Raw genomic sequence first — 22,968 nt, 5'->3', positions numbered from 1 at the left:
ATTGTGAAAAATGAGGGTGAGGAAGCTAAGACAGTCACAATCAAAAAAGCGGGTTATTATGATATCACCACTTTGAAAGCAAACGATGCTGAAAAAGCACGTAGTCAAATTCCAGAACTTGGTAGAACACGTCTAGGCCAGTATGTCGATGAAGGAGAGTCCATCAGCTTATATGCTGGGGAAGTAGCAACTTATCAGCCAGCAAAATTTGAGAAAATTGCTGAAAAAAAAGGAGCTTATGTCCTTACTGAGATAGGTAATTACCTAATCGGAGAGCAGTTTCCTAGTGGTGACTATACTGTTTCGATCGACGGCGCGTTCAGTGAATGGACAGATAAATCAGGAAATACCATGGCAGGGCAGGTACAACTCGTTGTTTATGCCCCTGATAATATAAAAGAGTCGAAGAGTTTTAAGCTGACAGAAGATAAGCCTAGTCTCGAGATTAAGGTGAAAAATCAGCAGTTTTTAGCAGTAAAAACAACTGATTTAGGACTATCTGTTGTATTAAAACCAGTAAAATGATGGGTGTAGATCGATGACTATGATAAGAAAAATCAAACAGATGTTGGAAGGACGATTTATCGTTCTGTTTGTCTTTAGTTGTTTTTTTGCAGTCATTGGTTTTGGTCAGATTGGCTTATTTAAAACAGGCGAGTTACCTTATCCGAGCCAAAGTGGTCTAGATGTATCAAAGGTGTCAACCTCAAGTGAGCAGTTTTTTGACTCGCTTGAGCAGTTTGCAAACGAAAATCACTTGATTATTTATCGGAGTGTGGTAGAAAATGGTGATTTAAAAGGGTTTGTTTTTGGTGACCCTCCCAAGAAATCTGACCTGACAAAAAATCCTGACCTATTAAAGCAGCTATCACCAGTAGGTATTTATTATGTAGATGGTAACTTATCTAAGGCAAAACAAAAGCAATTAGCACGTCTTAAGGCCGAAGTAACGGTCCATCCGACAGGATGGGAGGGTATAGCAGGTGAGTTGTTATATGGTAGCTCAATCCGGACGAAGACGCTTTGGATGAGTCTGATGCTATTTTCAGTCAGTTTATTAGCCTTAAAAATGGCGAAAATTCGACAGGTAATGGTGGGTCGGACACTTGGTAAGATCAGATTACAGTTAGGTAAAGAAGGTTTATCCGTCATCCTAGGTTTGCTTGTAACTGGGATTGTTTTGAGTATCACGAATCACTATTTTGGCACGATGTTAGTGATCAGCTTAGCCTTGATTTTAGCTGTCATTGGGGTCTTACTAGGATTGATTATTTTAGTGATTAATCTCATTTTTTTCAGCTATGTTAGCTTAATCCCCATGCTTGTGATTTTGAAGCATAAGGAAACAGGCCGTTTCTTTTCTTATATGTGGTTGCTTGCAATCATCTTGAGCATGAGCTTGATGACAACGGCGGTAACTGTCTATCAAAAAGGATATCAAGCATCAAAGTATCGTCAAGTGTCAGTAAAAAAATGGCAATCTGTGTCAAAATTTGCCCAGTTATCCTATACTAGTCCGGCATTTATGACTGATATGCCCAAAACAAAAGAAGAAAGGGCTATTTATGATGAAAAAATAGATACCTATAATAAAAAATGGCGTTTATTTGATAGCCAGTTTTCGGAAGATGAAAAGCTGTTCATTCGTGTACCGCAAGATATGTCATTTTTAAACGAGCTGGACGCAGGTGAAACGATAGGGGCACTTGATTTTAATCAACCAACAAGAACGATTCAGATCAAAAAAGAATGGGTTGCTAAAACTTGGCAGGTGAGTCCAGGTCTTGTTAAGTTAAGTCAGACTTTGTTTGAGGGTAACGCGAGCATCTATAAAAATAGAAAACCAGTCACAGTCTATGTGCCAGAAAAATATCAAGGTTACCAAGCAGACATCTTACCAGTTGTAACCAGTAAGTTGATTAATTCAGGTTTGAAACCCACAGATTTTGATGTGATCATCATCCCCGACGACTTTAAACTATTTGTCTCCGATGTGACACAGCTAAGGGATAATGACCAACCTTTGACTCGCATGACCGGTCAAATCATTGCCCAATATGATTATGATCAAATGTCAGATTCAGCTGCAGTCAATCGAGACGTTTCAGCTACTATTTTGGATACCTTATATTTGGCTGAGAAACTGCCCAAGGCTATCAAAGCAGCTGAATTAAGCCGTGATGTGGTGAATATCTCTGATACCTACCAAAATTTGGTCAACTATCAAAAGCAAGCTGAAGGAGATATGGTGCGTTCAGCTCTTGTCATGGTAGGCCTATTCGTGATGCAAATCTTTGTGATTTACGAATTCTTAAAATTACGTTTATCCTTGGTTGTTAAGAAGTTATGCTTATTAACCCTACTAGGCAAAACATCAGCTGGCTTAATCATGAAAACGAGTTTGCCACTCGTCATCGGTATCGGCCTGGCTATGGGCGTGGCGTTTTATAAGGGAGCAAGTGTCCGCCTTGTCTTCTGGTCATTGGGCGTTTATATCGGTTTAACCCTATTACTCGTGTTTGTTGTACAAGAGATCATGCAACACAAGCGTATGACCATCTTAAAAGGAGAAAGTGACTTGATGTGATTGAATTAAAAAATGTAAGTAAGCAATACGGTAAGCATCAGCTGTTTGATCAACTTAATTTGACTTTTGAAGCAGGGAAATCGTATGCCTTAATTGGGGAAAGTGGTAGTGGGAAGTCAACCTTACTTAATCTGATTGCAAGGCTTGAAAAACCAAGTTCTGGACAACTGTTATTAGCAGGAGCCTCTTTGTGGCAAATGCGCGAAAAGCGCTATTTTAAAACTTATTTGGGTTATATTTTTCAAAATTATGCCTTAGTAGATGATGAGACTGTAGCGCAAAATTTATCGATGGTTAAACATAATAAAGGGGTACAAATTGCTGTACTCGAAAAAGTTGGCTTAGCCCCATCATTATTGACCTCAAAAATATATCAGCTATCTGGCGGTCAGGCACAACGGGTTGCCATTGCACGTCTCTTGTTAAAGGAGGCAAAGATTATTTTAGCAGATGAACCAACTGGCGCACTAGACGAGGCAACTGGTCAAGACATCATTGCCCTACTTTTATCGCTGGTGTCAAAAGATACCCTCGTCATTTTTGCCACACATGATCCAGCAGTCTACCAGCAAGTTGACCAAGTGATCGATGTTGTGGCGTTAAAGGAAAAAAAGTATGTTTAAAAAATTCGGAATAGGATTGTTGGGTGTCACTATTGTCGCAGTTGGGTTGATCTGGTATCAAAAACAGGCCAATGCGATACCATTACCTGAAAAAAATGGTGGTACAGCTCAAGTATTGATTAATAAGACGGATCAGCCTAAAGCTATAAAGATTAAGCAAACTGGCTACTATGATGTTGAGACGGTGAGTGGCACTGAAGATATTGTTGCGATTGGTGCACCACGCGTTGGACAAACTGTAGTAGCCGAATATTTTGAAAAAGGCGATACCTTAACCTTGGAGGTAGCAGGTGAAATTCGCGTAGCACCTGCTAAATTAACCGTATTTTCTGGTGACAAAATCAAGTTAGACAATTATGGCACCTACTATGTAGGCAGTCAAATTCCAGCCGGGACCTACCAAGTGACTTATGAGGGGGAGTTGACAGATGCAGGCTTAAAGGACGGAGAAACTGGTTCTATTTCGTTGAATATCAAACAATTAGGTGCAGCAGATGACCAGATGAATAGTATCAAACTTACCCAAAAGATAAGAAAAAAAGAACTGACCGTCAAAAAAAATGATATCTTAACCTTGAAATCAAACTCAGATGTTAGTGTGTTATTGTCACGAGTTAAATAGGGTATTGGTTCAGGCCCAACTAACTATAGTCAAAAAAACGTAAACCCAAAATCAAGTATGAATCGTCTGAGTGGTTTTGGGTTTATACTTGTTTGTCTATCTATATATTTAGGGACTAGTATAATAAGAAATCGAATTGCGTGATTTCTAGTAAAGAAAGGACTTTATGAAAATACGGATAGTCATCGTTAGCCTATTTGCCATTTTTCTAAGTATCATCTTGGTTGGTAGTATTAAAGAGATCGGTCGGGATATCAAATATCCAGCCAATACGATTATGTTTGTGACAGATTATACTGGAAAAGATAAAGTAAAAACACTTGATAAGTTAAATCAAGTCGCACGAGAAGAAAACATCATTGTTTATAAAGCCTTTATTACTAAAAATGGTCAAACAAAAACGGCGATAATTGGCAAGCAAGTACGCTATGTTGATGCGTTGAAAAGTATTCCTTTAACAGGCGTCTACTATATCAAGAAGCCTACTAATAGTAAAAGGTTTGAGCAAACCTTGAAAGATGAGATGCTGAAATTCAAGATGAATCAAATCAATCTCAAACTAGCACCAACCATCACCTTTATCAGTGGGGTACGTGCGCCAAGCTTTTGGACCTTGTTTTTTGTATTTTTCATCACGATTTATGCTGTTGAAATGCTCTTAATCAAATCCAGTATGGTCTATAGGAGCTTTGGTAGGCTAATCGCCTATTTACTAGCTAATTTAAAATGTTACCTACTTACTCTATTTACAGTGAATACCTTGATTTATAGCTTGTTTTGTTTGCGTAATGGTGGTTTTGATCATGTTTACAGTCAAATTTTTGGCTTAATGCTCTTAGTCATGTCGGTTATCTTATTAGGGTTGATAGGATTAGCAAGTGTCCTGTTTATAGTGCTAGTTAAACTAACAGATATCGCAGGTATTCTAAAAAATCGATATATTAATCGTGTGGGCTCACTGATTTATCTCATCAGTATTTTAATGTCAATTGTTATTTTTACACTATCAGTTAATACGGTCTTACAATCAGTTACTGAACTGAAAACCTATCAAAAAGAATTGACAAATTGGCAAGTCCTTAAAAACTATGTTAAGCCTAATTTTAATGACTCAGAACAAGAGAACACAAATGCTGATCATATGATTGATCATGACTGGCTAGTGGGACAAAGAAAAAAAGAATTGACTTATCTCCAAAGTTTTAATGATGAGCAGGGTTTTGTCTATCTTTCAGCTTCTGAATTTGATAGGGAAAAAGAAGTTGCTTATCAAACTTATATTGAAAATCCGCTAGAGACAGATAGTCAGTTCTCAAAACAGACGAAATATGTCTCATCGGCATTCATCAAACTGAATCGGACGCTTTACCCTAAAAATGATTATGGATATAAGTCGAAAAAAACCTTGCTAACACTTTATGTACCAAAACAATTTGAGAAAGATATTAAGCGCATTCAAAATAATGTTTTAGCAGAATCATTTGCTTATACAGAGGTAAAACCGGAACAAGTTCAAGTTTTGATCATACCAGATGGTCAAAAGCTATTTTTGTTCAACCAAGCTATTCCTTTTGGTAAGCGTTTCCCGAAACAAGTTGTCTATGATCAGATTCTGATAGAGATAGATCAAAACTTGATCGATAGAGATAGTAATTTATTAGCCATGGGACAGGAGATAATATCAGGTCCATATCAAAATGGTTTGGTAAAAAATACAGGGATTTTACCATATTTGAAAAAAAATAAGTATGAAAGTCAGTTAATGAGTGTCGATAACATCAGTCAAAATGCGGCGGTATTAGCTGAAAATATTGCTAGCCAAATCCAAGGTGCTTTGCTAGTTTTGCTGGGTGTAATGATTTCATCAGGTTTTATCTTATGGGAATATTTGAAAAATCAGTATCAGAGACAAGCAAAAATGCTCGTTGTAACTTATCTTTTTTCAGGTCATCAAGGTAAGTCACAACTTCTAATTCTTGCTCCCCTCGTTTTAGGTGTGATGAGTGTGGGCTTATTTAGTGGTCTAGTGCTTCAAGATATGGGGCTAGCCGTGCTTATTTTAAGTGTTTATTTACTGGAAATTCTGGTCATCGTGTGTCTGAATCAATCAGTCTTGAAAACTAAGCGCTTGAACGTGATTAAGGATGCTCTAGAATAAGTGGAAAGCAGGTAGAGATGTTACAAGTTAAAAATTTAAGCAAAACGTTTGGCAATAAAACGGTTTATCAAGCTGTTAACCTATCCTTTAAGGCCGGGCATACCTATGCCATAATCGGTCAATCTGGCAGTGGGAAAACGACTTTACTAAATAACTTAGCAAGACTTGAAAAACCAAGTAGCGGTCAGATTTTATTAGCGGATAAAGATATTTGGAAAATGAAGGAGAAAACATATTTCAAACAAACACTTGGCTATATTTTTCAAAATTATGCGCTAATTGATGATATCAGTATCAGTAAGAACTTAAGTGTTGTAGAAAAAAATAAGATAAAGCAAGTTGAAGCGCTTCAAAAAGTCGGACTTGACGACAGTTTCTTATCACAAAAAATTTACAGTTTGTCTGGCGGTCAAGCTCAGCGTGTTACGATTGCAAGGATTTTATTGAAACGTGCAAGGCTTATTTTAGCAGATGAGCCTACTGGTGCACTAGATGCTAAAACTGGTAGTGAAATTCGAGACTTACTCCTAGGCTTAGCTAATGAGGATACCGTGGTCATTTTTGCGACACATGATCCAGATATTTATGAAAACGTTGACCATGTGATTAATTTATCGCAGGATAAATAAGGTAGGTGATGATGTTCAAAAAAATGGGGTTAGGGTTAATTGGGATTATCCTTGTCATTGGAGGCGTCTTGCTTTTGAAACAGCCTGTTAAGACAGATATTTTGAAAGAACTCGGACAAAAACAGACCTTACGTAATCAGACGAGCGAACAAAAAGATGTCATAATCGATGTGTCAGGTTACTATGATGTGACGACACTTAAAGGACAAGATGGTGCACAGGCGATTAGTCGCCTGCCAACAGTTGGCCAGACACTTGTGGGTCAATTCTTTGATAAAGGGGAAAGTGTTCAACTAGCAAGCCAGCAGGAAGTTGAAATGAAACCAGCAAAATTTGCAAAACTAGATGTGAAAAATAAGGCAGTCAAGCTGACCAATGGTGGCAGTTATTTAGTTGGCAAACAATTTCCTGCTGGTACCTATAAAATTTCTCTTAATACGGTGCTACCAGAAATAATCAATAAGCGTGGCAAGGCGGATGTTGCCATAATACAAGGGGGTGTCTATAGTCCAGAAAAACCGTATGAAACAGAAGCTTTTGAGTTGTCAAATGACAAGATGAGTACAGTGGTCAAGTTAGAAAATGATAAATTATTAGCAATTAAAAGTCCTGTTGTCGAGATTTCATTAACTTTGGAGATCAATAAATAGGCAGTTGGCTGTGATCTTGAAAGCCAAATAAAGACTTGTGAAAATAAATAAGTTTTTAGCTTGACAAGTCATCAGAATAATCGTAAAATTTAACTATTAGCAGAAGAAGTAACTTGACTGCAAAATTTTCAGAGACTTGTCGGTGATTGCGAGACAAGAGTTTTGTCAAGTGAATGGGCTGCGATCATGCGTGAAGATGCTTTAAAACCTGTAGGTTAGTGAGCATCTTCATTCAAATCTGATTCGAAACGATAAGAATCACGTCAGTGCTCGATACCGCACATTCCCTTGCTTGAGGGAAATAAGAGATAGGGAAATACTATTTTAAGCTAGGTTTTTTCTCTATAATCGAGGTGGCACCGCGTGTGATAACGTCCTCGACGAAATGATAATCATTTCGTCGAGGACTTTTTTTGTAACATTTTATACTAGAAAGAGTAAGTTTATGACGCTAAGAAAAACAATTAACGCTGACATCATCACACCTATTTTGGCCTATCTACGCTTGGATTTACGCCATAAGCTGATTCTCGAGTCTATTCCACGAGAAAAGGAGAACTCACGTTACTCCATGATTGCCTATAATCCGGTTCATGAACTTAAATTTCAGGATGGTATCTTGACTGATAATGGGCAAGTGAAATCTGGAGACCCGCTTGATTATCTGGAACAGCTTACTGTTAAAAGTAATGATGTTTCAGACTTACCATTTACAGGTGGGGCGATTGGCTTTGTGAGCTACGATACGATCGCGTTATATGAGACAATCGGCGAGATTCCGAAAGATGTTATCGGTACGCCAGACTTACATTTCTTTTTATATGAGTCTTATCTGATTTTTGATCATAAGAAAGAGCAGATTACGATCGTCGAGTCAGATATCTATAGTGGCAGGTCTACTGAGGATATGGCGCTTGCCATGGCGTTAGTCTTATCTCATCTGACAAGACCCCATAAAGCAGAATTTGAATCGGTCAAACTCAATAAACTGTCCTTCACCTCAAACACTGAGAAAGCAACATTTATGAGCATGGTCGACCAGGCAAAAGCCTACATCAAAAATGGCGATATCTTTCAAATTGTGCTGAGTCAACGACTGACAAGCGAGATTTCTGGTAATCCATTTGATTATTACCGTAATCTCCGCTTGACTAATCCCTCAAATTACCTCTATTTCTTGGACTTTGGTGACTATCAGATTATGGGCGCGAGTCCTGAGAGTTTGGTATCAGTTAAAAATGGTGTCGTTGTGACTAACCCGATTGCGGGAACCAGACCCAGAGGTAAAACAGATAAAGAAGATGATGCTTTATCAGCAGACCTACTAGCAGATAAAAAAGAAGTTGCTGAACACCGGATGCTGGTTGACCTGGGTCGAAATGATATCGGCAAGATTTCAAAAACAGGGACTGTAAAGGTCACCAAATATATGGAAGTGGAATATTTCCGTTACGTCATGCACTTGACGAGTGTCGTAAAAGGCGACTTGCTAGATACTGTTTCTAGTCTTGATGCGCTCAAGTCGACGCTTCCTGCTGGTACGGTATCTGGTGCACCAAAGATTCGTGCCATGCAACGGATCTATGAGTTAGAAAAAACAAAACGGGGTATCTATGCTGGTGCTATCGGCTATTTATCTAGTAATTCAGATATGGACTTTGCGATTGCCTTGCGGACGATGGTCCTTAAAGATGGCAAAGCCCATGCCCAAGCAGGCGCGGGGATCGTCTTTGATAGTGTTGCTGAAAATGAATATCAAGAAACCTTGAACAAGGCTAAGGCGATGACCAAGATTGGAGAGAGCAATGATTTTATTAGTTGATAATTATGATAGTTTTACCTATAACCTGGCCCAATATATCGGCGAATTTGATACGGTTACCGTACTTAGAAACGACGATACCAGGCTCTATGATGTCGCCCAAACAGCTGATAAAATCGTCCTATCTCCTGGTCCTGGTTGGCCTGTCGATGCGGGTGAAATGGAGCAATTAATCCACGAGTTTGCAGGAAAGAAACCACTTTTAGGGGTTTGTCTAGGACATCAAGCCATCGCTGAAGTGTTTGGTGGTAAGCTAGATTTGGCAAAGCGGGTCATGCATGGCAAAACATCTATTGCTGAGACGCTGACACCATCCGCATTACTGACAGGCATCGCAAGTGAGCATGAAATCATGCGTTATCATTCCATCGTCATCTCAGAAATGCCAGAGGGATTTGATGTGATTTCAAGAACGACAGATGACCAAGAAATCATGATGATTCAGCACCAAAGTCTACCGATTTATGGCATGCAATTTCACCCTGAGAGTATCGGGACACCAGATGGGTTAAGGATGATTGAAAACTTTGTAAAAGGATAAAAGGAGCAAATAAGATGAAAGAAAATCTAGTGAAGTTGATGCAGGGAGAAAATTTATCCCATTATGAAATCAACCAACTCGCCAATGCTATGTTTAATGGTGAACTCACAAATTCTCAACTGTCAGCGATTTTGATTGGTCTAGCCATGAAGGGCGAAACGGTCGAAGAGATGACAGGGATCGTTGAGGTGGTACGTGAGAAGGCTTTAAAAATACCCACGACAGTCACAACAGCCATGGACAACTGTGGCACGGGTGGTGATTTATCTTTCTCTTTTAATGTATCTACAACAGCAGCTTTTGTTTTAGCCGCTGGTGGTGTCAAGATGGCCAAGCATGGTAACCGCTCGATTTCATCAAAATCAGGGTCGGCAGATGTCCTGGAATGTTTGGGGATTAATTTATATCATAGTCCACAAGAATTAGCAGATATTTTCGACAAGACTGGCTTGGTTTTCTTATTTGCCCAGCATGTTCATCCCAATATGCGATATGTGATGCCCGTTAGGCGTGAGTTAGAAGTCCGAACCATTTTGAATTTGATCGGGCCATTCACAAATCCAGTTGACTTAGATACACAGTTATTAGGGACATCCAGACCAGATTTGTTGGAGACCACTGCTCAAGTCTTAAAATCATTAGGCCGGCGTCGTGCAGTGGTCATCAGTGGTCCAAATAACATGGATGAAGCGAGTCTTGACGGTCTGAATCGCTATGCACTATTAGATGAAAGTGGCGAGATTACAGTCCATACGTTTGACCATGAGAGTATTGGGATGACCCGTGTTACCTTGCAGGAAATTAGAGGTGGCGAAGGTAAGGAAAATGCCGTTATTTTGACCAATGTCTTAAAAAATGAAGCCAGTCCTTTCCTTGAAGTCACTGTCTTGAATGCAGGCCTTGGGTTCTTTGCCGCAGGTCTTGTCCCAACTCTAGTAGCAGGTATCGAAAAGGCGCGTGAAGTGATTGCAAGTGGTGCTGCCATGGCAAAACTAGTTGAGATGCAGGAGTTAAAATAATGACAAAGCCTTTAGCTGATATTAGACTAGAAATTGATGAGATTGATCAGCAACTGGTTAGGCTAATTGCGTCACGTGGTGCCCTGGTCAAGTAAGCTTGTCAAGTTAAAAAGACTGCCCAAGAAGTTGAAGCACCTGATCGAGTTGCACAAGTGATTGATAAAGTTAGCAGATATGCCCTTGAAACAGGTACGGATGTTAGGCTAGTAGAAAGCCTTTATCGTCAAATCATTGCTGGCTTTATTCAGCTAGAACATCAAGTAGTAAAGAAAAGAGATTAAATGGAAAACTTTTTAGATAAAATTCTTGCAGAAAAAAGACGAGAAGTCGACATGATGGTCATGGAGATACCCAGACCCGTGCGTCAAACAAAAGGATTTGTGCAACGCTTACGTGAGGACGAGGCTTATTTACAAGTGATCGGGGAAGTCAAACGTGCCTCACCGTCACTGGGTGCAATCAACATGACAGTTGATGTATTGGCTCAGGCAAAAAGTTATGAAACAGCAGGAGTATCTGCTATCTCTGTTTTGACTGATCCAGTCTTTTTCAAGGGCTCTATCGGTGATCTAAGGCTAGTTGCAGACAATGTATCGATCCCTGTCCTTAACAAGGATTTCATCATCGATAAAAAGCAGATTGTGCGTGCAGTCAATAGTGGCGCAACGATTGTACTATTAATCGTCGCTTGTCTCTCTGAATCTGACTTGCAAAAGCTTTATCAGTTTGCTATTTCCCTAGGATTAGAAGTCTTGGTTGAAGTGCATAATGCACCTGAACTCGAGGTTGCCCATCGCATTGGTGCTGAGCTGATTGGGGTTAACAACCGCAATTTGAAGACCTTTGAAGTTAGCCTGCAAAACAGTTTGGATTTAGTTAGTTTACAGCAAGCAGATCGCTTTTATATTTCTGAATCTGGCATCAAGTCACACTTAGAAGCCGAGCAAGTGGCAGCTGATTTTAGGGCAGTCCTTGTTGGTGAAGCCTTGATGAAAGATGGGAATCCGACAGCTGCGGCTAAACAGTTACAGGTCAAGCGCCATGTGGATTAAAATATGTGGCCTATCGACAGATGATGCGGTAGCAGCTGCAGTCGCAAATGGGGCGACGCATATCGGCTTTGTCTTTGCTGAGAGTAAGCGACAAGTCACACCAGAATATGCTAAGTACTTATCGAGAAGTGTCCCTAAGACTGTAAAAAAAGTTGGCTTATTTGTCAATGAAAGCTTAGCAAATATCGAGATGACAATCGCAACTGTTGGCCTTGATATGGTTCAGCTACATGGACAAGAAAGTGCTGACTTCGCAGATCAACTCTCTGTTCCCGTAATTAAAGCATTTGGGATTAAAGATGGCAAATTACCAGCTGAACTGCTAGCCTTTAAACAACATGTCATCTTGTTAGATGCACCACCAGCAAAATTTGCCGGTGGCAGTGGCCATCAGTTTGACTGGGAGAAGGTTGATTTAGCAATGCTGTCAGGCTATCAGTTTTTTGTCGCGGGTGGCCTTAACTCGGATAACGTGCTAGATGCAATTCGTATCTTCAAGCCAACAGGTGTTGATGTCTCAAGCGGTGTCGAGACTTCGGGTGTCAAGGATTTAGACAAGATAAAGGCGTTTATAGAAAAGATGAGTTACTAGTGTTTTAATGCGATAATAATAGATTTTAAAAGGTGTATTGATATGAAATTTAATATATTATTTTCAAAATGTCATATTAATCATTTTAACTATATGAGAGTGGAGTTAAAGAGATGATAGATATCTATAGTTTTGTAGAAGAGTTGCTAAGTTGTTCTACTACGATTGAAAAAATTAATATATATAAGAAATGGAATATTGACAATTGCAGAATATATCTATTTGATGAAAACCAATCAAATTTTTCTACAAGGGAAGCAAATGTAAAAATAGGAAATTTTGAGTTACTCGGTCTTGGAGATTATCAAAGAACATGGATCATTGATAAAAATACTTCGAAAAATAGTGAAAACCATTTACTAGTTGGTAAAATAGTACACTATGATTTAAATATACTCACCTATATTAATAACATATTTAGAGATAGAAAAGTAAAGCAACATACGGAATTTATAGAGTTTTTAAAGCTTATTAAGCTGAGGAAATTTGCGAATAGTATTTCTACTGCATTAATGGAAAGATTTGCTACTCCTGTTAATAATAAAATATTAGGAGAAACAATAGAATCATTTGTATTTTTCGATGTTACTCAGATAGAAATTTTTTTAGGTAGCATTAAGCCTATATTGACAACAGAACAATATACTTGGATGAAAAAAATTTGGGAAGCAGCAAATAGTTATATTAATGGTGTCGAATATCGCCAATATAATGCTATATGTTGCTATGTGATGAAAGCTTTTATTTTAAAGAACAGTACTATAAGTATTAAAGAGAAAATTGTAAAATTCATGGATTATTGCTTGAATACTTTGTATATCTATTTAGAAAATGAGTTTATACTACTGATTTTATATCTAAAGAATGATGAAGCAACTAAAAAAACATTTGAGAAACTTCAAATTGCTGCAAAAAAAATAGAGGATAAAATCTATAACACTGCATGGGATATATTTCAAGTACGCTTATTAGAACAAAGTATAGTAGCTGAAAATGAGAATTTGGATAAAGTTTACTTGCCATATCTTGCAACTGCTGATAAGGGGCTACAAAATATTTTGAAAATTAATCCTGTAAAAATGTTTGTTCAATATAATAATATGGTTCTTGCTATAAGAGAAATCAGAGTGGAAAGCATAATTTCTGAATTAGAACTAGCTCAAGTCAAGTCTGATAGTTTGACACGATCTAATAAAGTTTCAGAAGTAGATTTTAAATATGAGAAAGAAAAACTACAAGCTGAAATAACAGAATTAGTGGATAATAATTGATAAAACAAAAATCAAAAATAATGAGTAAAAAAATAGGTAGTGGTTTACATATATAAACAGAAAAATTTGTATCTATTTAATTTATTTTCTTACACTATTATTCTAAGAATACGTTACTCTGCTTGATTTTTAGTATTTAGGTGTAAAGTAGTTTGTTTACATAATTTTTAAAAAGGAGAAGAAATGACTTATAATAAACCAGATGATACAGGATTTTTTGGCCAATACGGTGGTACTTTTGTACCAGAAACCCTGATGTATGCTGTCAAAGAACTCAAAGCAGCCTATGAGGCGAGTAAAACAGATGAGGCATTTCAAGCAGAACTAGCCTATTTGCTCAAAGATTATGTTGGACGTGAGAACCCACTTTACTTGGCTAAAAATTTAACAGAAAAATTGGGTGGCGCAAAAATTTATTTTAAGCGTGAGGATTTAAATCACACGGGGGCTCATAAAATTAATAATGCCTTAGCACAAGTCATGCTGGCAAAAAAAATGGGGAAAAACAAGGTCATTGCCGAAACAGGAGCAGGTCAACACGGGGTTGCAACTGCAACTGCTGCAGCCTTGTTTGGGATGTCATGTAAGATTTACATGGGCGCTATTGATGTTGAACGTCAGGAGCTAAATGTCTTTAGAATGCAACTCTTGGGTGCAGAGGTGGTATCGGTTACGGATGGGTCAAGTGTGTTAAAGGACGCGGTTAATGCAGCCTTACGTGCCTGGGTAGCAAGTGTTGAAGATACCCATTATATTTTAGGAACAGCGGCTGGGCCAGCACCCTTTCCAGAGATGGTAAGAGATTTCCAATCAATTATCGGCCGTGAAGCGCGTGCTCAGATTTTGGAAAAAGAAGGTAAGTTACCAGCAGCAGTCGTGGCTTGTGTTGGTGGAGGCTCAAATGCAGCAGGCTTGTTCTATCCCTTTGTTAATGATGCATCGGTCGACATGATTGGTGTGGAGGCAGCAGGGCATGGCCTGGATAGTGGGGAGACCGCAGCATCAATTAACCGGGGAACAGATGGTATTTTACATGGCAATTTGATGCGCCTATTACAGGATGAAAATGGGCAAGTTGCAGAAGCATATAGTATTTCTGCTGGCCTTGATTACCCAGGTCTTGGTCCTGAACATTGTCACTGGAATGAAACGGGTCGTGCTGAGTATATGTCAGCAACTGACGACGAAGCACTTGCAGGCTTTAAACTCCTATGTGTGACCGAAGGGATCATTCCTGCACTAGAAAGTTCACATGCTATTTCCCAGTTGCCAGAGATTGCCAAACGCTATGGTAAAGATGCGTCGATTATCGTCTGCCTGAGTGGGCGTGGTGATAAGGATGTCGCGCAAATCAAAGCCCGTGCAGATAAAGGTGACTTTTAATGGTTGAGTTTACTGAGTTAGTGATACAAGCATCTAATGTTATCTCGCCAAGAGTCCTATCTGATACTGCCTTTGCTGGGTCTGTGGGTTGTGCCTTACTAGCAGAAGATGGGATAATTTATACGGGTATCAATATTGATACGGCATGTTCAATGGGATTTTGTGCTGAACACGGTGCAGCAAGTGCCATGATTACGGCGGGTAGTAGTCAGATTATGCAAATTGTTGCCATAAAAGACGGAAAAATTCTACCACCTTGTGGTCGTTGCCGTGAATTTATAAGTCAATTAAATGATGCTAATCTAGATACAGCAGTTTTAGTTGCAGAGGATACAGTTGTCAGCTTGAGCGAGCTTTTACCCTACGATTGGAGAACAGATGAAAGCATTAGGTAACTTTTTAAGAAATAAATCAGACCAAGGTCAGATGTTAGTTATTCCCTATATTATGGCGGGAGATCATGCAGATGGTCTAGATGGTCTAGCAGAAACAATCGCCTTTTTAGCAGAAAATGGTGCGAGTGCCATCGAAATCGGTATCCCTTTTTCAGATCCAGTAGCAGATGGCCCAGTCATTGAGCAGGCTGGTATTAGGGCGTTGGCGAATGGAACCACCTTAAAAAAAGTAATTGACACACTACAGACGATCGAGACCGATATTCCTTTGGTGATTATGTCTTATATCAACCCGATTTATAAATACGGCATCGAAAAATTTGTGGCCGACCTTGAATCAACACCTGTGAAAGGCTTGATTTTACCAGATGTACCACGAGAGCATGAGGCCATGCTAACGCCATTTTTAGCAGCTACTGATATCACCTTAGTCCCACTTGTGACCTTGACTAGCACTCTTGAGCGGCAAGTTGAACTTGTCACGGGTGCAGCTGGCTTCATTTATGCCGTGACAGTCAATGGCGTCACGGGTGTCGGCAGAACCTATGCGGACAACTTAACTGCGCATCTTGCCAGATTATCTGAGCTATCTGACGTGCCGGTGCTTGCAGGATTTGGTGTGTCATCACTTGAACAAGCCAAAAATTTTCATCAAGTGGTGGATGGGGTCATCGTTGGGTCATACATTGTTCAAGCCTTGCACGACGGCAGACGAGAGGAAATCGCAGCGTTTTTAGTCGGTGCCAATCAAATCTAAAAGAAAAATGATTTTTATCTAAAATCGCTTTCTTTTTATTATATATTATGCTAAAATAAGCATTAGGACTATATTTATCTTAACGGATGTGTAGAGTCAAATTGTTGGAGGAAACTTTTTAAAAGATGAACGAATTTGAAGAATTATTGAACAGCGTCGGTGACGTTAAAGTTGGTGACGTAGTAAGTGGAGAAATCCTAACTGTTGAAGACGGTCAAGCTACTGTAGCTATCGTTGGTACAGGTGTTGAAGGTGTTTTAACGCTTCGTGAATTGACAAGCGAGCGCGATGCTGATATAAATGACTTTGTTAAATCTGGTGATGTTAAAGATTTATTAGTTGTTAAGCAAATCGTTGGTAAAGAATCAGAAGGCGCAAATGTTTATTTGCTTTCTGAAAAACGTCTTGCTGCACGTAAAGCTTTTACTGACCTTGAAGGCAAAGAAGGCGAAGTTGTCATTGTTAAAGTCTTAAAAGACGTTAAAGGTGGCTTATCAGTTGACTTGAACGGTGTTCGTGGATTTATCCCAGCATCTATGATTGACACTTACTTTGTTCGTGATACTAAGAAATTTGTTGGCGAAGAATTTGAAGCTAAAATCATCGAAGTTAACGCTGCTGACAAACGCTTCATCTTAAGCCGTCGTGCTGTTATCGAAGAAGAGTCTAAAGCACAACGTGCTGAAGCTTTCGCTAACTTACACGAAGGTGATATCGTTGAAGGTACTGTTGCACGTACAACTGACTTTGGTGCTTTCATCAATCTTGGTGGCGTTGACGGACTTGTTCACGTAACTGAATTAGCACATGGCCGCGTTAAAAAACCTAGCGATGTTGTAACTGTTGGCGAAACTGTTCAAGTTAAAGTCTTGAAAGTTGATGAAGAAGCTGGTCGTGTATCACTTTCTCTTAAAGCTACACAGCCTGGCCCATGGGATGAAATCGAAGAAAAAGCACCAGTTGGTACTGTTCTCGATGGTACGGTTAAACGTATTACTGATTTCGGCGCATTTGTTGAAATCTTCCCTGGTGTTGAAGGACTTGTTCACATCTCTCAAATCTCTTGGGAACGTGTTGAAAACGCTAAAGACGTATTGACAGTTGGTCAAGCCGTTCAAGTTAAAGTACTTGACGTGAAACCTGCTGAAGAACGTATCTCATTGTCTATCAAAGCGCTTGCTGAAGCACCTGCACGTAAAGAACGTACAAATGATTCAGCTGGTAGCAGTGCTGCACAAGGTGGACAACGTCGTGATGCTAAACCACGCGCACCACGTCGCAATACTAAACCTGAATACACTTTACCAGAAACACAAGAAGGCTTCTCACTTGCTGATTTCTTGGGTGAAGATTTCGATATCAACAACTTTTAATTAAAGGTTGTAAAACGTCCGAAAGGGCGTTTTTTGATGGCATAAATGATGCATTCTCTAGCATAAATCGGCTCTATCATAAAATCGTGCGGGAATTATTTCTCTTGCGATTTTTTTATTAACCAAGCATAACTTTCTTTGATATATAGTCTCATTAATGAAAATATCATGCGTAGTTTATTAGAAAATAATTTAAACGCACATGGTATACTAGTCTTATATCAAAAAAGGAATGTAGGATGAGTAATGAAAAAAATGTTTAAATATCTTTCATATGTGATAGTCGCGATTGTGCTAGTGATTGTGCTTTTCTTTTCAGCAGTATTTGTCACAAATAAGGTATTGGTCTCAAGGGATAGACAGTCAGTCAAACAATATGGTCAACAAGTCAAGGTTGCTGGCCATAAGATGACTGTTCTGATAGAGGGAGAAAAGAATAAGCAAACGATTGTCCTGCTACCGGGATTTGCAACAGGGTCTCCTGTCATTGATTTCTCACCTTTACGGAAAGAACTAAGTAAGCAGTTTAGGGTTGTAACGGTTGAACCTCTAGGCTACGGACTGAGTGATACAACATCAAGCAAACGAAGTTTAGAAAACATGAGTACTGAGTTACATGATGCTTTACAAGCGTTAAACATCAAGGACTATAGCCTGATGGGACACTCTATTTCTGGTATTTATACTCTGGATTATATGAATCGCTATCCAAATGAAGTGAAGACCTTTATTGGGATTGACTCAAGTGTGCCCAATCAAAAAGGTGATAATGCTGATGTGAGCCAAGGCCTGTCTATACTAGGAAATTCAGGTTTCTACCGCTTCATAACTGCGGTAAATCCGGATATGTTGAACTATCCACCAGTAAGTGATGCTGAGAAAAAAGACTTTAGGAAAATTTCGTTAATGGGCTTTGCCAATCCTGCCATCTTAAGTGAAGCAAAACAAATGGCGACTAACTTTAATGAGAGTAAGAAACTAAGCTATCCTAAGGATGATGCTGTGCTCTATATTTTATCTAGTGATAGTGTCAAAGACACAACAGACGGAGATTGGACTGCCTTACATAAAGAGATGTTAACCGATGTTAAAAATGGTCAAATAGCAGTATTGGACGGTAGTCACTATTTACACCATACCCAGTCTAAAGCGATTGCGGGATTGGTTGAACAGTTCTTAGCCACACAAAAAACTAACTAAGTTAATTGATCCACAGTTAATTAAAAGCTTGTAAAACGTCTGAGAGGGCGTTTTTTTGATATAATAAAGCTATATGAATGCAACGATTAAAGCAAAATTAGACTTATTACCAGATAACCCTGGGTGTTATTTACATAAAGATAAAAACGGCACGATTATCTATGTCGGAAAAGCTAAAAATTTAAGAAATCGGGTTCGCTCTTATTTTAGAGGCTCGCATGATACCAAGACTGAGCGCTTAGTGTCGGAGATTGTTGATTTCGAGTTTATCGTCACAGAATCAAATATTGAGGCCTTGTTATTAGAGATTAATCTCATCCAAGAAAACATGCCTAAGTATAATATCATGTTAAAAGATGATAAATCTTATCCTTTTATTAAGATCACACGTGAAAAATATCCGCGTCTGCTCATCACACGACAAGTTAAAAAAGATAATGCCTATTATTTTGGCCCCTATCCAGATGTAGGTGCTGCAAATGAAATCAAACAATTGTTAGACCGTATTTTTCCTTTACGAAAATGTAATGTCCTCCCCAAGAAAGTTTGCCTCTATTATCATATGCACCAGTGTCTAGCCCCCTGTGTTTATGATATTGATCCTAAGGTATTTGTTGGCATGGTGGATGAAATCAGTAAATTTTTAACTGGTGGTGAGGATAAAATCATTACCGAATTGGACGCTAAGATGCACGCAGCAGCTGATGCCTTCGAATTTGAAAAGGCAGCTGAATACCGTGATTTAGTTAAGAGTATCGGTACCCTTAGGACTAAGCAGCGTGTCATGAATCATGATTTGCAGGATCGTGATGTGTTTGGTTATGCCGTCGACAAAGGATGGATGTGTGTCCAAGTTTTCTTTGTCAGACAAGGTAAGCTAATCCAGCGTGATGTGAATATGTTCCCTTATTATAATGATGCTGATGAAGATTTTCTAACTTATGTCGGCCAATTTTATAAGGAAAATGATCATTTAGTTCCCAAGGAAATATTTATTCCAGCAGATATTGATCTGGCATCTGTTAAGGCCCTGACCAAAACTAAAGTTATCCAGCCTTCACGAGGTGAAAAAAAGCAACTGGTCAATTTGGCGACTAAAAATGCACGTGTGAGTCTACAACAAAAATTTGATTTAGCAGAAAAAAGTGTTGAGAAAACACGTGGTGCGATCACAAATCTAGGCCAATTAATGCAGATTCCAACGCCTCATCGTATTGAAAGCTTTGATAACTCCAATATCATGGGGACGAGTCCTGTCAGCGCCATGGTTGTTTTTGTAGATGGCAAACCATCTAAGAAGGATTACCGGAAGTTTAAAATCAAGACTGTCATAGGCCCGGATGATTACGCCAGTATGCGAGAAGTCATTCTCAGGCGGTATAGCCGAGCGATTAAAGAAGCGAGTGTACTACCAGATTTGATCATCATGGATGGTGGTGTTGGGCAAATCAATGCTGCCAAAGCCGTTTTAGATGATCTAGGCCTTGATATCCCAATCGCAGGTCTTGCCAAAAATGATAAGCACCAAACGCAGGAGTTATTATTTGGTGAGCCTCTGGAGATCGTCCCTTTAAGCCGACAAAGTCAGGAATTTTTCCTCTTACAACGGATTCAAGATGAAGTCCATCGCTTTGCGATTACCTTTCATCGGCAAGTCCGTTCCAAGAATTCTTTTTCTAGTAAATTAGATGGGATTGATGGCCTTGGACCTAAGCGAAAACGGAGCCTAATGCTTACCTTTAAATCTCTAACCAAAGTACAGGAAGCGACGATTTTAGAGATACAAGCAGCTGGTATTCCTTTAGAGGTTGCCAAGCGGATTAAGGAAACTTTGTCAAAAAGTGACCCAAAAACATAATCTTTTTTTCCAATTGTTTCCATTTTTTGATAAACTATAGAGAAGGTCAAAAAAGAACAACCTGAAAAGAGGTGACAAATGATTAACAAAGCGCAGCTTTGGACAGCAGATGATATGTATCGCTTTGCACGAGATAATAAATTAGGGTTCAATATTTGGGGTGCTTGGTTACAAAAATTACACTTCAAAGTTGTGGCAGAGAGTTTATTAGATGACGAATTTGCGGTATCAAGCTTTATTGGCAGGCATACTGACTACGATGATGATGAGGGCGATGAAATCGAAGGCGGTCAGCCCATGCCTAAATTTTTCAATACACAAGGCTATTACGCCTATATTATTACCAATGAAAATCGGCTTGTCTATGCAAGATGGCGGCCCTTCTTTCATAAAGTCTCGTCAATTCCATTAAATGATATCAAGAATATCGAGCCGATTACGCACATTATTTGGGGGCATGTTCGTGTCGAGTCTTTAGGCGATAATTTCTCTGTTTTCTGGACAAAGAGTGTGGTCAGACGGATCGCTAAACGGATACAAGAAGGTGTTAGTGATATTAAGAATGGCCATCTCTATGCGCAGTCGACTATGAATGACCACATGCAGGGATTTTCTCAAGCGCCTCCATTTCAACCGAGTGGTGAGCCTAGCCCTGAGCAAAAAATTGTGTATGATTCATCTACCATGTACGAAAAACTATCATCAGCTAAACTTGCCATGGAAGAAGGCTTGATAAGTGAAGCTGAATATGAAGACTATAAAGAAAGAGTATTAGGACGAAAATGACAAATATTGATTTTAAAGCAGAAGTTGCAGCACGTAAAGAAGCATTGATTGCTGACTTATTCTCATTGTTAGAGATTAACTCAGAACGAGATGATAGCCAAGTGACACCAGAAGCACCATTTGGTCCTGGACCAGTTAAGGCCTTAGAACAATTTCTAAGCTTGGCAGCACGTGATGGCTATGCCACTACAAACGTGGATAACTATGCCGGTCACTTCACTTATGGAGATGATCTACCTGATGATGCAGAAGTGTTAGGGATTTTTGCACATATGGACGTTGTACCTGCTGGATCAGGTTGGGACAGTGCGCCTTACTCACCTGAAATCCGTGATGGTAAGATTTATGCGCGTGGTGCATCAGATGATAAAGGGCCTACTATGGCCTGTTACTATGGTCTTAAAATTCTTAAAGAGTTAAACGTACCCCTAACGAAAAAAATCAGATTCATCGCTGGTACTGATGAAGAATCAGGCTGGGGAGATATGGACTATTACTTCAAGCATGTCGGCCTACCTGATCCTGACTTTGGTTTCTCACCAGATGCTGAATTCCCGATTATTAATGGTGAAAAAGGTAATATTACAGAATACTTGCACGTTGCAGGTGAAAATACTGGGTCTGTTCATTTACACAGTTTCACTGGTGGCTTGCGTGAAAACATGGTACCTGAATCAGCAACTGCGATCATTTCAGGAGATCTTGACGGCATCCAAGCGAAGTTTGATGCATTTGTTCAGGAACATGCAGACAAAAACCTTAAGTTTGAATCAGAACTTGCTAGTGATGACAAGATGACTGTCATCCTACATGGTCGTTCAGCCCATGGTGCCATGCCAGAAAAGGGTGTGAATGGGGCGACTTACCTTGCTAAATTCTTGGATGAAATCGGTGTTGTGTCACCCTTTACCAAGATAGCTGGGACCATCCTATTAGAAGACCATGCAGGAGAAAAACTAGGTGTCGCCTTTGAAGATCCTAAGATGGGTGCCTTATCGATGAATGCAGGTGTCTTTAAGTTTGAAGATAGTGCATCTAACAACACGATTGCGGTTAACTTCCGTTACCCACAAGGAACGGATTCAGTTAAGATTTATGACGTACTCATTGCATTAGCAGGAGTGACTGCTGTGACTAAGTCAGCACATGAACATACGCCACACTATGTACCGATGGAAGACACCTTGGTTAGCACGCTACTCAGCGTTTATGAAAAACAAACCGGTCTAAAAGGTCATGAACAAATCATTGGTGGTGGTACCTTTGGTCGCTTGCTAAAACGTGGTGTAGCATTTGGTGCCATGTTCCCTGGAGATATCGATACCATGCACCAAGCAAATGAATTTATTCCAGTTGACGTTTTACTACGCGCTGCAGCCATTTATGCAGAAGCCATTTATGAGTTAGCTAAGTAAGTTCCGCTAAAAAATCTATAATAAAGGTTCTATAATAAATCGTGTGGAAAGTATCTTTCCATACGGTTTTTTTGTATCAAAATTATCAACTTTCATAGTAGTAGGAAAAAAAGAAGTTTGCTTGTAATTACGCTCTTGCTTTATAATTTAATGTATCAAATAAGAAAGTGCTAGACACGAATCGTAACTCAACATATCCAGTTCGGAAGTTTAGTTAATGAAATTAAGCTTATTA

General features: G+C 39.3%; 22 protein-coding genes and 1 pseudogene. All 23 read left to right on the top strand.

Translation table 11 applies throughout. The features are described 5' to 3' along the window. The coding region (locus RU86_RS12125) for a hypothetical protein (RefSeq protein ID WP_179296279.1) at nt 1–525 on the top strand (525 nt) is incomplete at its 5' end. A 13-nt stretch (nt 526–538) separates the two neighbouring features. Further along, nucleotides 539–2,587: an efflux RND transporter permease subunit gene (locus RU86_RS10770; protein ID WP_143468116.1), complete on the top strand. Its 2,049-nt coding sequence runs from the start codon at nt 539–541 to the stop codon at nt 2,585–2,587. Next, complete coding sequence (locus RU86_RS10765; protein WP_096815307.1) at nt 2,584–3,210, top strand: ATP-binding cassette domain-containing protein; 627 nt, start codon at nt 2,584–2,586, stop codon at nt 3,208–3,210. Before RU86_RS10770 ends, RU86_RS10765 begins: the two co-directional genes overlap by 4 nt. Beyond that, nucleotides 3,203–3,832, top strand: a complete 630-nt coding sequence (locus RU86_RS10760; protein ID WP_096815306.1) for a hypothetical protein — start codon at nt 3,203–3,205, stop codon at nt 3,830–3,832. The genes RU86_RS10765 and RU86_RS10760 overlap by 8 nt, the downstream gene beginning before the upstream one ends. Nucleotides 3,833–3,998: 166 nt before the next feature. Continuing rightward, nucleotides 3,999–5,990 (top strand): hypothetical protein, encoded by a 1,992-nt coding sequence (locus tag RU86_RS10755; RefSeq protein WP_096815305.1) that lies wholly within the window; start codon nt 3,999–4,001, stop codon nt 5,988–5,990. A gap of 17 nt (nt 5,991–6,007) precedes the next feature. Next, on the top strand, nt 6,008–6,619 hold the full coding sequence (locus RU86_RS10750; RefSeq protein ID WP_096815304.1) for an ATP-binding cassette domain-containing protein: 612 nt from the start codon (nt 6,008–6,010) through the stop codon (nt 6,617–6,619). An 8-nt stretch (nt 6,620–6,627) separates the two neighbouring features. After that, nucleotides 6,628–7,269, top strand: coding sequence for a hypothetical protein (locus tag RU86_RS10745; protein ID WP_143468115.1), 642 nt, complete (start codon nt 6,628–6,630; stop codon nt 7,267–7,269). 445 nt (nt 7,270–7,714) lie between these two features. Then, nucleotides 7,715–9,091 carry an anthranilate synthase component I gene (gene trpE, locus RU86_RS10740; protein ID WP_096815302.1) on the top strand — a complete coding sequence of 459 codons (1,377 nt, stop codon included), beginning with the start codon at nt 7,715–7,717 and terminating at the stop codon, nt 9,089–9,091. After that, nucleotides 9,075–9,632, top strand: coding sequence for an aminodeoxychorismate/anthranilate synthase component II (locus tag RU86_RS10735; protein WP_047915291.1), 558 nt, complete (start codon nt 9,075–9,077; stop codon nt 9,630–9,632). The genes trpE and RU86_RS10735 overlap by 17 nt, the downstream gene beginning before the upstream one ends. Nucleotides 9,633–9,646: 14 nt before the next feature. Beyond that, on the top strand, nt 9,647–10,651 hold the full coding sequence (gene trpD, locus RU86_RS10730; protein WP_096815301.1) for an anthranilate phosphoribosyltransferase: 1,005 nt from the start codon (nt 9,647–9,649) through the stop codon (nt 10,649–10,651). Next, nucleotides 10,651–10,746 (top strand): chorismate mutase, encoded by a 96-nt coding sequence (locus tag RU86_RS11925; protein WP_143468114.1) that lies wholly within the window; start codon nt 10,651–10,653, stop codon nt 10,744–10,746. The genes trpD and RU86_RS11925 overlap by 1 nt, the downstream gene beginning before the upstream one ends. Nucleotides 10,747–10,764: 18 nt before the next feature. Further along, nucleotides 10,765–10,932, top strand: a pseudogene (locus tag RU86_RS12515) (chorismate mutase); the annotation flags it as partial. After that, nucleotides 10,933–11,703: an indole-3-glycerol phosphate synthase TrpC gene (trpC, locus tag RU86_RS10720; protein WP_096815299.1), complete on the top strand. Its 771-nt coding sequence runs from the start codon at nt 10,933–10,935 to the stop codon at nt 11,701–11,703. Continuing rightward, nucleotides 11,693–12,295 (top strand): phosphoribosylanthranilate isomerase, encoded by a 603-nt coding sequence (locus tag RU86_RS10715; protein ID WP_096815298.1) that lies wholly within the window; start codon nt 11,693–11,695, stop codon nt 12,293–12,295. Before trpC ends, RU86_RS10715 begins: the two co-directional genes overlap by 11 nt. 113 nt (nt 12,296–12,408) lie before the next feature. Beyond that, on the top strand, nt 12,409–13,566 hold the full coding sequence (locus tag RU86_RS10710; protein ID WP_096815297.1) for a hypothetical protein: 1,158 nt from the start codon (nt 12,409–12,411) through the stop codon (nt 13,564–13,566). Nucleotides 13,567–13,749: 183 nt separating this feature from the next. Further along, the gene (gene trpB / locus RU86_RS10705; protein ID WP_047915296.1) at nt 13,750–14,949 is read left to right on the top strand and encodes a tryptophan synthase subunit beta; all 1,200 of its coding nucleotides are present in this window, start codon (nt 13,750–13,752) and stop codon (nt 14,947–14,949) included. Next, entirely contained in the window at nt 14,949–15,344 is a 396-nt protein-coding gene (locus tag RU86_RS10700; protein WP_096815296.1) for a cytidine deaminase family protein, read from the top strand. Before trpB ends, RU86_RS10700 begins: the two co-directional genes overlap by 1 nt. Further along, nucleotides 15,328–16,101 (top strand): tryptophan synthase subunit alpha, encoded by a 774-nt coding sequence (gene trpA, locus RU86_RS10695; protein ID WP_096815295.1) that lies wholly within the window; start codon nt 15,328–15,330, stop codon nt 16,099–16,101. The genes RU86_RS10700 and trpA overlap by 17 nt, the downstream gene beginning before the upstream one ends. 125 nt (nt 16,102–16,226) lie before the next feature. After that, on the top strand, nt 16,227–17,474 hold the full coding sequence (gene rpsA / locus RU86_RS10690) for a 30S ribosomal protein S1 (protein ID WP_047915299.1): 1,248 nt from the start codon (nt 16,227–16,229) through the stop codon (nt 17,472–17,474). Between the two features lie 246 nt (nt 17,475–17,720). Then, on the top strand, nt 17,721–18,674 hold the full coding sequence (locus RU86_RS10685; RefSeq protein ID WP_096815294.1) for an alpha/beta fold hydrolase: 954 nt from the start codon (nt 17,721–17,723) through the stop codon (nt 18,672–18,674). A gap of 73 nt (nt 18,675–18,747) precedes the next feature. Then, nucleotides 18,748–20,532: an excinuclease ABC subunit UvrC gene (gene uvrC, locus RU86_RS10680; protein WP_096815293.1), complete on the top strand. Its 1,785-nt coding sequence runs from the start codon at nt 18,748–18,750 to the stop codon at nt 20,530–20,532. 78 nt (nt 20,533–20,610) lie between these two features. Then, a complete protein-coding gene (locus RU86_RS10675; protein WP_096815292.1) occupies nt 20,611–21,318 on the top strand; it encodes a hypothetical protein in 708 nt (235 codons plus the stop codon). After that, nucleotides 21,315–22,733 carry a dipeptidase PepV gene (gene pepV / locus RU86_RS10670; protein ID WP_096815291.1) on the top strand — a complete coding sequence of 473 codons (1,419 nt, stop codon included), beginning with the start codon at nt 21,315–21,317 and terminating at the stop codon, nt 22,731–22,733. Before RU86_RS10675 ends, pepV begins: the two co-directional genes overlap by 4 nt. Nucleotides 22,734–22,968: the final 235 nt, after the last annotated feature.

It is taken from the genome of Pseudolactococcus piscium (assembly GCF_002441695.1).
GTDB lineage: Bacteria > Bacillota > Bacilli > Lactobacillales > Streptococcaceae > Pseudolactococcus > Pseudolactococcus piscium.
Note: the sequence above shows the minus strand (reverse complement) of the source record. Positions and strands in the feature narration are given on the sequence as shown.